Raw genomic sequence first — 16609 nt, 5'->3', positions numbered from 1 at the left:
TGGTGTGCGTGCCCATTTGGTGGTGAAGTCGACGAACTCGGTTGTGGAGGCGTCGAGCGCCGAGACCAGGGTCGTGACCTGGGACGACCCTGGGCCTCCCACTGGTCTGGATGTGGCCGGGGGCGACTCGAAGCTGGTGTTGTCGTGGACGGCGCCCGCTGACACCGGCGGCGTGAGCCTCACCGGCTATGAGGTGGCCTACAAGGCGGACTCGGCGCCTGACCGGGCGTCTCCGGGGCGGGACCCGTCGACGGGCTGGGTGGACGTCGTGCCAAGCCCCGCGACGGCGACTGCGACGATCGGGCGTCTGGTCAACGGCACGTCCTATGACGTGCGGGTCCGCGCCATCAACCCCGTCGGCGCGAGTTCCTGGGTGGCCAGCACGGGCGTTGCCGCGGATCGGACTGATGCGTCGCTGAAGTCGTTGGGTGTGGCTTTGACTGACGCCGGGGGCACGGTTGTTCCCTTGACGCCGCGGCGGTTGACGCTGGGGTCGAGGTTCACGGCCCGTGTCGACGACGACGTCACAGAGGTGAGGGTCTCCGCCACGCCGACCGCTGCGGGAGCGACGGTCACCATCGACGGCACCCCCGGCGCCGCCAAAGTCGTGGCACTCGGCTACGGCGACAACACGGTCACGGTGGTGGTGACCGCTCTTGACGGCACCACTGCCAAGACCTACACGATCGTCGCGAAACGCGCCTACCCAGTGCCGAGGGTCACCTCGGCCGCGGCGGGCGCCCACAGCGACGGCACACCCAAGGCCACCGTGGTCACCTCCAACCCCGACAGCGCCGCGTACACCGTCGTCGTGCAGGTCAAAGAAGCGTCGGCTTCTGCGTGGCCGGCGCGGGCCGCGGCTCACAGCCTGCCCGCGGGCGTGTCGCGTGCGTCGTCGAGCACCGCCGACAGCCACGTGCTCATCGGCCTCGCCAAGGGCACGGCCTATCAGGTGCGGGCCCATCTGGTCACCAATGCCGCCACCCCCGCTGTCATCGACGATTCGTCCTCTGAGAAGGCGTTCACCGCCTGGAATGTTCCCGGCGCTCCGGGCGGCCCCGACACCGCGGCGTGGACGACGACGCTGACCGTCGACGCCGACGGCGCCGACAGGGGCTGCGACAACGCCCCGGGCGGATTGGACGGCTGCGCCGACGCGCTCAGCAGCGACGAGTTCCCCTTCGCCGGCAAGACGCTGGAGGTCGCCGAGCTGTACGTGGACGGCAGCGACCGCCTCAACCTGAGGGTCAACACCGACGGCGACGCCCCCGCGGGCCTGCGAGCCGCCAAGCTGCGCATCGGCGGCACCAACGGCACCAGCTACCCGCTGACAAAAGGCCCCGGCAAGCTCCACACCTGGACCGGCGGCCCGTCATGGACCGACGACCAGACCGTCACGATCGAGTTGCTGGCACCGTCGAGCACCCCGATACTGACCGTCGGCCACACGAAACTGGCTGTCGGCTGGTTCGCGCCCGCAGACCCCGGCGGGCAGGGCGCAACAGTCACCGGCTACGAGGTCCAGTACAAGCAGACCTCGGCCGCCGATCAGGCGGCCGCCACCCCCGCCGACCCGGCCACCGGCTGGGTGGACGCCTCCCATTCGGGCACCGCCACGACAGTCGAGATCACAGGTCTGACGAACGCGGTCGGCTACGACGTGCGGGTCCGGGCCGCCAACGCGGTCGGCAACAGCGTCTGGATCACCGGCTCTGCAACGCCGGCGGACACTCGGCCTGTTCCTGTCGTCAAGTGGGTTCGCGCCGGGGTGTATTCAGACGGGACACCCAAGCTGACCTTCAGCTACTCCAACCCGGACACGAATGTCTACGAGGTGGTATTCCAAGTCAAGAAGAAAGCGGATGCCTGGGGCGCTCGGGGCGTTGATCATGACCTGTTCTTCTTCGGCACCGGTCTGGAGAAGGGAACCGAATATCTGGTCCGCGCCCATCTGGTGGTGAAATCGGGCCGAACAGTGATCCAGGCCTCGAGCAACGAGGTGAGCGTCGTCACCTGGGACGACCCGGGACCTCCGACCGATCTGGACGTGACCGCCGGCGACGCGAAGCTGGCTCTGTCGTGGACCGCGCCGTCCGATGTCGGCGGGCCCGGCGCGTCCTTGACCGGCTACGACGTGGCCTACAAGACCGCCACAGCCCCCGACCAGACCGCCACCGGCGGCGACCCGTCCACCGGCTGGGTGGACGCCGGCCACACCGGCACCGGCACGGCTGCGGAGATCACCGGTCTGACCGCGGGCACTGCTTACGACGTGCGGGTGCGCGCCGCCAACGCCGCAGGCCAAAGCCCCTGGGCGACCGGTTCGGGCACGGTGTTGCCGGTTCCGGTTGTGGATTCGGTGAGGGTGGGGGCGGGTGTCGGCGGGTTGCCGTCTCTTCTGGTGAGTTTCACCAATCCTGATGCGAGCCGTTACGCGGTGGTGCTCCAGGTGCGCGAGAGGTCGGCTGGGTCGGAATGGGCTGCTCGCGGTGTCGCTGGTGCTGGTGTCCCGGTGGGTGCGGGCAGGATCTATGTCGGCACGGGTCTGGACAAGGGCACCGAGTACGTGGTGCGCGCCCATCTGGTGACGAAGTCGCCGCCGCAGTCGGTTGTGGAGGCGTCGAGCGCTGAGACCAAGGTCGTGACCTGGGACGACCCGGGGCCTCCCACTGGCCTGGTCGTGGCCGGGGGCGACTCGAAGCTGGTTCTGTCGTGGGAGGCGCCCGCCGATACCGGCGGTGCGAGCCTCGCCGGCTATGAGGTGGAGTACAAGGCGGGCTCGGCGCCTGATCGGGCGTCGCCGGGGCGGGACCCGGCGACGGGCTGGGTGGACGTCGTGCCTAGCCCCGCGACGACAGCAGCGACGATCGGGCGTCTGGTCAACGGCACGTCCTACGACGTACGGGTCCGCGCCGCCAACGCGGCCGGCGCGAGCTCGTGGGCGTCGGGGTCGGGTGTTCCCGCGGATCCCTCTGATGCGTCGTTGAAGTCGTTGGAGGTGACCTTGACCGACGCGGAGGGCACGGCTGTTGAGTTGACGCCGCGGCGGCCGACGCTGGGGTCGAGGTTCACGGTCCGTGTCGACGACGACGTCACAGAGGTGAAGGTCACCGCCGAGCCGACCGCTGCGGGGGCGGCGGTCACCATCGACGGCACCTCGGGCGGCAGCAAGGTCGTGGCGCTCGGCTACGGCGACAACACGGTCACGGTGGTGGTGACCGCGGTGGACGGCACGACTGCCAAGACGTACACGATCGTCGCGAAACGCGCCTACCCGCTGCCGAGGGTCACCTCGGCTGTGGCGGGCGCCCACAGCGACGGCACCCCCAAGGCCACCGTGGTCACCTCCAACCCCGACGCCGCTGCCTACGACGTGGTCGTGCAGGTCAAAGAAGCGTCGGCTGCGTGGCCGGCGCGGGCCGCGGCTCACAGCCTGCCGTCGGGCGTGTCGCGTGCGTCGTCGAGCACCGCCGACAGCCACGTGCTCGTCGGCCTCGCCAAGGGCACGGCCTATCAGGTGCGCGCGCATCTGGTGACCAAGGCCGCCACCCCCGCCGTGTTCGACGACTCGTCGTCTGAGAAAGCGTTCACCGCCTGGAATGTTCCCGGCGCGCCGGGCGGCCCCGACACTGCGGCGTGGTCGACGACGCTCACCGTCGACGCCGACGGCGCCGACAGGGGCTGCGACAACGCTCCGGGCGGATTGGACGACTGCGCCGACGCGCTGGGCAGCGACGGGTTCTCCTTCGGCGGCAAGACGCTGGAGGTCACCGAGCTGTATGTGGACGCCGGCGGCAACCTGAACCTGAGGCTCAAGACCGTCGGCGACGCCCCTGCGGGCCTGCGAGCCGCGAAACTGCGCATCGGCGGCACCAACGGCACCAGCTACCCGCTGAGCGACCCCGGCAAGCTCCACACTTGGACCGGCGGCCCGACATGGACCGACGACCAGCAGGTCACGATCGAGCTGCTGGCCCCGTCGAGCACCCCGATACTGACCGTCGGCCACACGAAACTGGCTGTCGGCTGGTTCGCGCCCGCAGACCCCGGCGGGCAGGGCGCAACAGTCACCGGCTACGAGGTCCAGTACAAGACCACCACCGCGGCCGACCAGACCGCCACCGCGGGCGACCCGTCCACCGGCTGGGTGCCGGTGTCCCATTCGGGCACCGCCACGACTGTCGAGATCACCGGCCTGACCAACGGCACGGCCTATGACGTGCGGGTCCGCGCCGCCAACGCGGTCGGCAACAGCGTCTGGATCACCGGCCAAAGCACCCCCCCAAACAAGACGTTCGAGATCACCTCGGCGGTGTCGGCGGCGGAGGGTGCCAGTGCTTCGTTGACGGTGACTTTGAGTGAGGCGGCGCCGTCTTCGGGGGTGGCGTTCACCGTTGCTGCCGGCTACACCAGCCCCTCTACCGCGGTGGCCGCGGACGTGGGCACGGTCCCGTCCTCGGTGACTGTCTCCTCTGGCCAGACCACTGCCACCGTCACCGTGCCTTTGGTCGATGACGACCTTGATGAGGACGACGAGACGTTCACGATCACGATCGCCACCGCCGCGTCGGGCTGGGCCAAGGAAGGGACGGGCAAGGACACCGCAACGGTCACCATCACCGACAACGACACCGCCGGGGTCACGGTCAGCAAGTCCAGCGTGGCGCTGAGCTCAGGCGGCACCGCCACCTACACGCTGGTGCTGGACACCAAACCCGCAGGGAACGTGGTCGTGTCGGCCACGTCGAGCGCGGCCGGCAAGGCGACGGTCTCGCCCGCCGCCCGCACGTTCACCCCTGCGAACTGGTCGACCGCGAAAGAGTTCACGGTGACCGGTGTGGCGGACGGCACCGCGACGATCAGCCACGCCATAACCCAGAGCGCCGACACCGGCGGGTATCCGACCTCTACCAGTATCGGTTCGGTGGCGGTGACGGTGACCGACAAGACGTTCGAGATCACCTCCACCGCCTCGGCTGCGGAGGGGGCTAATGCTTCGTTGACGATCACTTTGGGTGAGGCGGCGCCGTCTTCGGGGGTGGCGTTCACCGTCACCGCGGGCTACACCAGCCCGTCGACTGCTACCGCGGCGGATGTCGGGTCGATCACCAGCCCCGTCACGGTGGCGTCGGGCCAGACCACCGCCACGGTCACCGTGCCCCTCACAGACGACGACTTGGATGAGGACGACGAGACGTTCACCATCACCATCGCCACTTCAGCGTCGGGCTGGACAGTCAAGGGCTCAGGCGATGACAAAGCCACCGTCACCATCACCGATGACGACACCGCGGGGGTCACATTGTCGACGAGCAGCGTGTCGGTGACCGAAGCGACAGGCGCATCGAACACCGCTACTTACACGCTGGTGCTGGACTCCAAACCCACCGGCAACGTGGCCGTCACGATCAGCAGCAGCGACACGGCCGCAGCCACCGTCGCGCCCACCACTTACAGGTTCACCCCGACGAACTGGAACACCCCCAAGACGTTCACCGTCACGGCAGTGGCCGACGGCGACGCGGAGGACGAGACGGTCACCGTCTCCCATTCGGCCACCAGCACCGACGCGGGTTACAACAACATCTCCATCGGGTCTGTGTCGGTGACCGTCGATGACGACGAGGCCAAGACGTTCAAGATCACCCCCACCGTGTCGGCTGCGGAGGGCGCGTCGGCGTCGTTGACGGTCACCTTGTCGGCTGCGGCGCCCGCCGGTGGGGTGGCGTTCACCGTCACTGCGGGCTACGCCGGGTCCTCCACTGCCACCGCCGCGGACGTCGGCACTGTTCCGTCGTCGGTGACCGTGAACGCCGGGCAGACCACCGCCACGGTCACCGTGCCGTTGGTCGACGACGACCTCGACGAGGACAACGAGACGTTCACGATCACCGTCGCCACTTCGGCGTCGGGCTGGGTCAAGGAGGGGACAGGCAAGGACACCGCCACGGTCACGATCACCGACGACGACACCGCCGGGATATCGGTGTCCAAATCGTCGGTGGCGGTCTCAGCGGGTTCGACCGCGACTTACACGTTGGTGCTGGACTCCAAACCCGCCGGCAACGTCACGGTCAGCGCCACGTCTGGTGCGGCCGGCAAGGCCACCGTCACGCCGGCGTCGTTCACGTTCACCCCCACCAACTGGAACACCGCCAAGCCGTTCACCGTCACCGGCGTGGCAGCGGGGACCGCGACGGTCACCCATGCGGTCACCCAGTCCGCGGACACCGCCGGGTATCCGACCTCCACCAGCATCGGGTCGGTGGCGGTGACGGTGACCGCCAAGACCTTCGAGATCACCTCGACGGCCTCGGCGGCAGAGGGTGCCAGTGCTTCGCTGACGATCACTTTGGGTGAGGCGGCGCCGTCTTCGGGGGTGGCGTTCACTGTTGCTGCGGGCTACACCGACCCGTCGACTGCGACCGCGGCGGATGTGGGCACTGTTCCGTCGTCGGTGACTGTCTCCTCTGGTGAGACCACCGCGACGGTGACGGTGCCCCTCACAGACGACGACTTGGATGAGGACGACGAGACGTTCACGGTCACGGTCGCCACTTCAGTGTCGGGCTGGACGGTGAAGGGTTCGGGCAAGGACACCGCGACGGTGACGATCACCGATGACGACACCGCCGGGGTGTCGGTGTCGAAGTCCGCCGTGTCGGTGACCGAGGCATCGGGCGCGTCGAACACGGCTGAGTACACGCTGGTGCTGGACTCCGAGCCCACCCATGACGTGGCCGTTTCGATCAGGAGCAGCGACGCGGCCGCGGCGACGGTGGCGCCGAGGTCGTTCACGTTCACTCCCGTCAACTGGTCTACGGCGAAGACGTTCACCGTGGCGGGTGTGTCTGACGGCGACGCGGACGACGAGTCGGTCACCGTCTCGCATTCGGCGACGTCCAGCGACGGCGATTACCGCGGCGTCTCGATCGGGTCGGTGTCGGTGACCGTCGATGATGACGAGGCCCGCGACGACGCGTTCCTTCAGGGGCTGCGGGTGACGTTGGCCGACGACGCGACGAATGCGCGTCTGGCGTTGAGCCCTCAGGGGTCGGGGGGCACGCGGTTCGCGGTGAAGGTGGACGAGGACGTGTCCGCGGTGAAGGTGTGGGCCACGCCGCGGGTGACCAACGCCTCGGTGTCGATCGGCGGCCAGAGCGGCACGGTCCGGCAGGTGAGCCTGGACTGGGGCGAGAACGTGGTCCCGATCGTGGTCACCGCCGCGGACGGCGTCACTGTCAAGGCCTACACCGTCACCGTCGAGCGCGCCTATCCGGTTGCGGGGCTGACGTCGGTGACGGCGGGGGCGCACAGCGACGGCACCCCGAAGGTGACTGTGGCGACGACGAATCCTGATGCGGCTGTCTATGACGTGGTGGTGCAGATCAAGACGAAGTCGGGGTCGTGGGCGTCGCGGGGGGCTGTTCACAGTCTGCCGGCGGGGGTGTCGCGTGACGCGGCGGGGTCGACCGCGGGCTCTCATGTGTTCATCGGGTTCCCCAAGGCGGCGCAGTATCTGGTGCGGGCCCATGCGGTGTTGAAGTCCGGTTCCACGGTGATTGAGAACTCGTCTTCGCAGAAGGCTGTCACGACTTGGGGTGATCCGGGCGCGCCGGGCGGTCCTGACGCGGCGGTGTGGTCGACGACGTTGACGGTCGACGCCGACGGTTCCGTCAGGGGCTGCGACAACGCTGCGGGCGGGTTGGACGCCTGCGGGAGCGGGCTTGGCAGCGACCGGTTCTCCTTCGGCGGCAAGTCGCTGCGGGTGACGGAGTTGTATGTCGACTCGGGCGGCAACCTGAACTTGAGGCTGTCCACCGGCGGGAACCTGCCCCAGGGGCTGCGGAACACGAAGCTGCGCATCGGCGCCGCCGCCGGCAGCACCTATGCGCTGTCGTCGGGGTTCCGGGGTCTCTACTACTGGTCGGGGGGGCCGTCATGGACCGACGACCAGGCCGTGTCGATCGAGCTGTTGGCACCGTCGAACAGCCCGGCGGTGACCGCCGCAGCCGGCAAGCTGACCGTCGAGTGGCTCACACCCGCCGACGCCGGCGGCCGCGGCGCAACCATCACCGGCTACGACGTGGCCTACAAGACCGGCTCTGCTGCTGATGCGGCTGCGACGACCCCCGGTGATGCGTCGACGGGCTGGGTGCCAGTGTCCCATTCGGGCACGGCCACCACCGCCGAGATCACTTCGCTGACCGACGGCACGGCCTATGACGTGCGGGTGCGTGCCGCCAACGCCGTGGGCAACAGCGTCTGGATCACCGGTTCGGGCACCCCCACAGCCGCCACCGCCAAGACCTTCGAGGTCACCTCCACCGCCTCGGCGGCGGAGGGCGCCGACGCTTCGTTGACGGTCACTTTGGGCGAGGCGGCGCCCGCCGGCGGGGTGGCGTTCACCGTCACTGCGGGCTACACCGACCCGTCCACCGCGGTGGCCGCGGATGTGGGGACGGTTCCGTCCTCGGTGACCGTCGCCGCCGGTGAGACGACCGCGACGGTCACGGTGCCGTTGGTCGACGACGACCTCGACGAGGACGACGAGACGTTCACCGTCACCATCAGCACTTCGGTGTCGGGCTGGACGAAGGAGGGGGCAGGCAAGGACACCGCGACGGTCACGATCACCGACGACGACACCGCCGGGGTCACCGTGTCGAAGTCCAGCGTGTCGGTGACCGAAGCGTCGGGCGCGTCGAACACGGCCGCCTACACGCTGGTGCTGGACTCCAAGCCCACCCACGACGTGGCTGTTTCGATCAGCAGCAGCGACGCCGCCGCGGCGACGGTGGCGCCGACGTCGTTCACGTTCACCCCGGCGAACTGGTCGACGGTCAAGACGTTCACCGTGACCGGCGTGGCCGACGCGGACGCGGAGGACGAGTCGGTCACCGTCAGCCACTCGGCCACCAGCACCGACAGCGACTACAACAGCATCTCGATCGGGTCGGTGGCGGTGTCGGTCGATGATGACGAGGCCAAGACGTTCAAGATCACCCCCACCGCCTCCGCTGCGGAGGGGGCGTCGGCGTCGCTGACGGTCACCCTGTCGGCCGCGGCTCCCGCCTCGGGGGTGGCGTTCGCCGTCACCGCGGGCTACGCCAGCCCGTCCACCGCCACCTCCGCGGACGTGGGCACGGTCCCCTCCTCGGTGACCGTCGCCGCGGGCCAGACCACCGCCACCGTCACCGTGCCTTTGGTCGCCGACGATCTCGACGAGGACGACGAGACGTTCACCGTCACCGTCGCCACCGCCGCGTCGGGGTGGACGAAGGAGGGGGCCGGCAAGGACACCGCGACGGTCACGATCACCGATGACGACACTGCCGGGGTCACCGTGTCGAAGTCCAGCGTGGCGGTCTCGGCGGGTTCGACCGCGACCTACACGCTGGTGCTGGACGCCAAACCCGCCGGGAACGTGGTCGTGTCGGCCACGTCTGGCGCGACCGGCAAGGCCACCGTGATGCCTGCCACCCACACGTTCACGCCGGCGAACTGGTCGACGGCGAAGCGGTTCACGGTCACCGGCGTGGCGGCGGGGACCGCGACCGTGAGCCACGCCGTAACCCAGAGCGCCGACACCGGGGGCTATCCGACGTCCACGAGCATCGACGGCGTGGCGGTGACGGTCACCGCCAAGACGTTCGAGGTCACCTCTGCGGTGTCGGCGGCGGAGGGCGCCAATGCTTCGCTGACGGTCACTTTGGGTGAGGCCGCGCCGTCCGCGGGGGTGGCGTTCACTGTTGCTGCGGGCTACACCAGCCCGTCGACTGCCACCGCGGCGGATGTCGGGTCGATCACCAGCCCCGTCACGGTGGCGTCGGGTGAGACGACGGCGACGGTGACGGTGCCGTTGGTGGATGATGACCTTGATGAGGACGACGAGACGTTCACGATCACGGTCGCTACTTCGGTGTCGGGCTGGACGGTGAAGGGCTCGGGCAAAGACAAAGCCACCGTGACGATCACCGATGACGACACCGCCGGGGTCACCGTCAGCAAGTCCGCCGTGTCGGTGACCGAGGCGGCGGGCGCGTCGAACACCGCGACTTATACGTTGGTGCTGGACTCTGAGCCCACCCGCAACGTGGCCGTCACGGTCAGCAGCAGCGACACGGCCGCAGCCACGGTGGCGCCCACCACCCACACGTTCACCCCCACCAACTGGAACATGGCCAGGACGTTCACGGTGACGGGTGTGTCTGACGGCGACGCCGACGACGAGTCGGTCACCATCAGCCACACGGCGACGTCCAGGGACTCCGATTACCGCGGCGTCTCGATCGGGTCGGTGTCTGTGTCGGTGGATGATGACGAGGCCCGCGACGACGCGTCTCTTCAGGGGCTGCGGGTGACGTTGGCTGACGACGCGACGAATGCGCGTCTGGGGTTGAGCCGTCAGGGGTCGGGGGGCACGCGGTTCGTGGTGGAGGTGGACGAGGACGTGTCGGCGGTGAAGGTGTGGGCCACGCCGCGGGTGCCCGACGCCTCGGTGTCGATCGGCGGGCAGAGCGGCACGGTCCGGCAGGTGAGCCTGGACTGGGGCGAGAACGTGGTTCCGGTCGTGGTGACCGCGGTGGACGGCGCCACTGTCAAGGCCTACACCGTCACCGTCGAGCGGGCCTATCCGGCTGTGGGGGTCGCGGTGACGGCGGGGGGCCACAGTGACGGCACCCCGAAGGTGACTGTGGTCACCACGAATCCTGACGCGGCTGTCTATGACGTGGTGGTGCAGGTCAAGACGGCGTCGGCTGAGTGGCCGTCGCGGGGGACTGCTCACAGTTTTCCGTCGGGTGTGTCGCGTGACACGTCGTCGACCGCGGGTTCTCATGTGCTCGTCGGGTTCGCGAAGGCGACGCAGTATCTGGTGCGGGCCCATCTGGTGGTGAAGTCCGGTTCCACGGTGATTGGGAACTCGTCTCCGCAGGCCGCTGTCACGACTTGGGGTGATCCGGGCGCGCCGGGCGGCCCTGACGCGGCGGTGTGGTCGACGACGTTGACGGTCGACGCCGACGGTTCCGACCGGGGCTGTGACAACGCTGCGGGCGGGCTCGACGCCTGCGGCAGCGGGCTTGGCGGCGACCGGTTCTCCTTTGGCGGCAAGTCGCTGCGGGTGACCGAGCTGTTTGTCGACTCGGGCGGCAACCTGAATTTGAGGCTGTCCGCCGGCGGGAACCTGCCCCAGGGGCTGCGGGACACGAAGCTGCGCATCGGCGGCGCCGCCGGCGCCTCCTATGAGCTGTCGTCGGGGTTCCGGGGTCTCTACTACTGGAGCGGCGGCCCGTCGTGGACCGACGACCAGGCCGTCACCGTCGAGCTGCTGGCGCCGTCCAACAGCCCGGCGGTGACCGCCGCAGCCGCCAAGCTGACCGTGGAGTGGCTCGAACCCGCCGACGCCGGCGGCCGCGGCGCAGCAATCACCGGCTACGACGTGGCCTACAAGACCGCCACGGCTGCTGATGCGGCCGCCACCACCCCCGGTGATGCGGCCACCGGCTGGGTGCCAGTAACACACACGGGCACCGCCACGACAGCGCAGATCACTTCGCTGACCGACGGCACCGCCTATGACGTGCGGGTCCGGGCCGTCAACGCGGTCGGCAAAAGCGTCTGGGTCACCGGTTCGGGCACACCCACAGCCGCCACCGCCAAGACCTTCGAGATCACCTCCACCGCCTCGGCTGCGGAGGGGGCTAATGCTTCGTTGACGATCACTTTGGGTGAGGCGGCGCCGTCTTCGGGGGTGGCGTTCACCGTCACCGCGGGCTACACCAGCCCGTCGACTGCTACCGCGGCGGATGTCGGGTCGATCACCAGCCCCGTCACGGTGGCGTCGGGCCAGACCACCGCCACGGTCACCGTGCCCCTCACAGACGACGACTTGGATGAGGACGACGAGACGTTCACCATCACCATCGCCACTTCAGCGTCGGGCTGGACAGTCAAGGGCTCAGGCGATGACAAAGCCACCGTCACCATCACCGACGACGACACCGCGGGGGTCACATTGTCGACGAGCAGCGTGTCGGTGACCGAAGCCGCCGGCACCTCCAACACCGCCACCTACACGCTGGTGCTGGACTCCAAACCCACCGGCAACGTGGCCGTCACGGTCAGCAGCAGCGACACGGCCGCAGCCACCGTCGCGCCGACGTCGTTCATGTTCACCCCGACGAACTGGAACACCCCCAAGACGTTCACCGTCACGGCAGTGGCCGACGGCGACGCGGAGGACGAGACGGTCACCGTCTCCCATTCGGCCACCAGCACCGACGCGGGTTACAACAACATCTCCATCGGGTCTGTGTCGGTGACCGTCGATGACGACGAGGCCAAGACGTTCAAGATCACCCCCACCGTGTCGGCTGCGGAGGGCGCGTCGGCGTCGTTGACGGTCACCTTGTCGGCTGCGGCGCCCGCCGGTGGGGTGGCGTTCACCGTCACTGCGGGCTACGCCGGGTCCTCCACTGCCACCGCCGCGGACGTCGGCACTGTTCCGTCGTCGGTGACCGTGAACGCCGGGCAGACCACCGCCACGGTCACCGTGCCGTTGGTCGACGACGACCTCGACGAGGACAACGAGACGTTCACGATCACCGTCGCCACTTCGGCGTCGGGCTGGGTCAAGGAGGGGACAGGCAAGGACACCGCCACGGTCACGATCACCGACGACGACACCGCCGGGATATCGGTGTCCAAATCGTCGGTGGCGGTCTCAGCGGGTTCGACCGCGACTTACACGTTGGTGCTGGACTCCAAACCCGCCGGCAACGTCACGGTCAGCGCCACGTCTGGTGCGGCCGGCAAGGCCACCGTCACGCCGGCGTCGTTCACGTTCACCCCCACCAACTGGAACACCGCCAAGCCGTTCACCGTCACCGGTGTGGCAGCGGGGACCGCGACGGTCACCCATGCGGTCACCCAGTCCGCGGACACCGCCGGGTATCCGACCTCCACCAGCATCGGGTCGGTGGCGGTGACGGTGACCGCCAAGACCTTCGAGATCACCCCCACCGCGTCGGCGGCAGAGGGCGCCAGTGCTTCGCTGACGATCACTCTGGGTGAGGCGGCGCCGTCTTCGGGGGTGGCGTTCACTGTTGCTGCGGGCTACACCAGCCCCTCCACCGCCACCGCCGCGGACGTCGGGTCGATCACCAGCCCGGTGACTGTCTCGTCGGGTCAGACCACCGCGACGGTGACGGTGCCGTTGGTCGATGACGACCTCGACGAGGACGACGAGACGTTCACCATCACCATCGCCACGTCGGTGTCGGGCTGGACGGTCAAGGGCTCAGGCAAAGACAAGGCGACGGTCACGATCACCGACAACGACACCGCCGGGGTCACCGTGTCGGAGTCCGCCGTGTCGGTGACCGAAGCGGCGGGCACATCGAACACCGCTACTTACACGCTGGTGCTGGACTCCAAACCCACCGGCAACGTGGCCGTCACGATCAGCAGCAGCGACGCGGCCGCAGCGACGGTGGCGCCCACGTCGTTCACGTTCACCCCCGCCAACTGGTCTACGACGAAGACGTTCACGGTGACGGCTGTGTCTGACGGCGACGCGGACAACGAGTCGGTCACCGTCTCGCATTCGGCGACGTCCAGCGACGGCGACTACAACAGCATCTCCATTGATGGTGTGTCTGTGTCGGTGGATGATGACGAGGCCAAGACGTTCAAGATCACCCCCACCGTTTCGGCTGCGGAGGGCGCGTCGGCGTCGTTGACGGTCACCTTGTCGGCTGCGGCGCCCGCCGGCGGGGTGGCGTTCACTGTTGCTGCGGGCTACACCGGGTCCTCTACTGCCACCGCGGCGGACGTCGGCACTGTCCCGTCGTCGGTGACCGTGAACGCCGGGCAGACGACGGCGACGGTGTCGGTGCCGTTGGTCGACGACGACCTCGATGAGAACAACGAGACGTTCACGATCACTGTCGCCACTTCGGCGTCGGGCTGGGTCAAGGAGGGGACGGGAAAGGATACCGCGACGGTGACGATCACCGATGACGACACCGCCGGGATATCGGTCAGCAAATCGTCGGTGTCGGTGACCGAAGCCGCCGGCGCATCCAACACCGCCACCTACACGCTGGTGCTGGACACCAAACCCGCCGGCAATGTGGTGGTGTCGGCCACGTCGGGTGCGGCCGGCAAGGCCACCGTCGCCCCTGCCACTTACACGTTCACCCCCACCAACTGGTCCACCGCCAGGACGTTCACGGTGACCGGTGTGGCGGCGGGAACCGCGACGGTCAGCCATGCGGTCACCCAGTCCGCGGACACCGCCGGCTATCCGACCTCTACCAGTATCGGGTCGGTGGCGGTGGCGGTGACGGTGGTGCCGGGTGCGCCGCCGGCAGACAGCCGCCCGTCGGGGTGGTTGGTGGTGAGGGTGGAGCCCGGCGACGGTTCTCTGGCGTTGTCGTGGAACCGGCCGTGGGGTCCGAATGCTTCTTATGAGGTGAACTGGAAGTCGTCGTCGGCGGCTGACGCGGCCGCCACCACGCCGGGCAACCCGTTCACGGGCTGGGTGGAGCCCGTCAAGGTCATTTCGGGTACGCGCAACACCTTGTATTCGATCTGTTGTGCCTACACCATCGAGGGGCTCGCCAACGGCCACAGCTATGACGTGCGGGTGCGTCCGCTCGCCTATGCCGGTGAGACTCCCGCGCGGTGGTCCACCGGTTCCGGCACGCCTGTCGCTCCGTCGCCGCCGTCGTCGTTGGTGTTGGATGTGACGCGTCCTGGGGGGTCTGCTGTTGCTGTTGTGGCGGCGGGCGGTTCGGTGGCGGTCACCGCGCGGCTGGACCGGCCGGCGTTGACGGCGACTGAGGTGTGGTTCGACACCTCTGGCGACGGCGGCGGGGCGCGCTGGGGGCCCGACTGCGCCTGGGAGCACGGCACGGCCGACATCATCCCCCGCGGCGAGACCGAGACCACGGTGAGGCTGTGCGCGACCGCGGCGGCCGCGGGGCGCACGATGACGGTTACCGCGGGCACCTCGGACTCCAACGGCCTCAGGCTCGCCGCGTCCGCCTTTGCGGTGCGGGTGCTGGGCGACAGCCCGCCCACCGCGCTGACGCTCAGCGTGGACCCCCAGGACGCCGCCGCGGGCGGCACGGTGGACATCACCGCACGCTTGGACCGGCCCAGCACGCCGGGCATCACGGTGAATCTCAGCATCGACGGCGTCGGCGCGGCCTACTGGGGCGACTGCCTGCCCGCGGGCACCGCGCTGGGGGCTGCGCGGCTCTACGGCGGGCACAGCCTCGCGATACCGCCCGGCGGCCAGCAGGCGACCGCGAAGCTGTGCCTGCGCCTCGACGTGGAACACCTCGCCATCGGGGCGTGGACCGACGCGCCGCGGCTGACAGCACAAGATCTGCAACTGATGGGACCCGCCGGGCTCAACCTGCGCGCGCTCACCGTCGCCCCCGCCGACCCCGCCCAGACCCTGCCGACCACCGCCGTGGACATCTCCTCGCCCAGCGGCAGCTTCGCGCTGAGCGTCCCCCACGACGTGGCACGCATCACCGTGACGGCCGCCACCGCGTACTCCGCCGCCGAAGCCAAAGTCAACGGCAGGCCCGTGGACACAGCCACCTCCGCAGCGGACGTGCCGCTCGAGATCGGCGACAACGTCATCACCCTCGAAGTCGACGCACCCAAAGCGCCCGCACCACGCGAGTACACACTCACCGTCACACGCGGCGAAGCGTCGACAGACCGCGAACCCCGACGCGTCGAACGGCCCCGCCAAGACCAGCAGCCCCAGCAGCAGCAGCCCGAGCTGCCCGAGTGCGAGACCGACAGCTCACCGCTGTGCGGCATCGCCCTCACAGCCGGCACCCAGACAGTGCCGCTCAGCCCGGCCTTCGCCCCGGGCGTGACCATCTACCGGGCCACAGTCCCCGCAGGCACCGCAACGGTGACCCTCACCCCGACATGGCACAGCGAGGCGAACGTGCTCGCCGGATCACGCTGGGGCGCCGCCACCTACACCCGCCCCGCCCGCATACGCCCCTCCGGCACGCCAGTCGAGCTGGCCCTCGCACCCGACGGCGGCCCCACCGAGCTGTGGCTCATGGCGACCAGCGGCGGCAGCCGCACCAACTACCGCATCGACATCACCCAAACCGCCCCCCAACCCCAGCAGCAACACGACCCGCCGACCCAGCAGCCGCAGCCCGAACCCCAACAGCCCGAACCCGCAGAGCCCGAACCCCAACAACCCGAGCCGCGGGAGTTCGTGCCCGAACAGGAACGCGAACCCCAAGCCCAGCAAGGCGACACGCCCCCAGAGCTGCCCGGCCCCGTGAGCGGCCTGCAACTCACCGCCGCCAAGAAGAACGTGACCGTCACCTGGCACGCCCCCCAGTCCGGCGGCGCCCCCCACCGCTACATCGTGCACATCAAACCCGGCGGCGGCGGCAACGGAAAAACCCACCGCCCCCAAGCAGGCAAGCTCACCACCATCTTCCGCAACCTGGAACCCGGCACCGCCTACGAGGTCTGGGTGCGAGCCCAGAACGACGCCGGCAAAGGCGAGCGCACCCACGCGACCGTCACCACCCTGCCCGCCGCTCAACCGTGA

At 69.2% G+C, this 16609-nt stretch carries 1 protein-coding gene (only partly in view); it reads left to right on the top strand.

Going from position 1 to position 16609, the window contains the following annotated elements:
- Positions 1 to 16609: the 3' portion of a fibronectin type III domain-containing protein gene (locus ACOGW9_RS01545; protein WP_419907725.1), read on the top strand. 16109 nt of this gene lie to the left of the window's left edge; only the last 16609 of its 32718 coding nucleotides appear in the window; the start codon falls outside the window, past its left edge; it ends in the stop codon at positions 16607 to 16609.

This window comes from Candidatus Poriferisodalis sp. (genome assembly GCF_965203655.1).
Classification (GTDB): Bacteria; Actinomycetota; Acidimicrobiia; order Acidimicrobiales; family Poriferisodalaceae; genus Poriferisodalis.
Note: the sequence above shows the minus strand (reverse complement) of the source record. Positions and strands in the feature narration are given on the sequence as shown.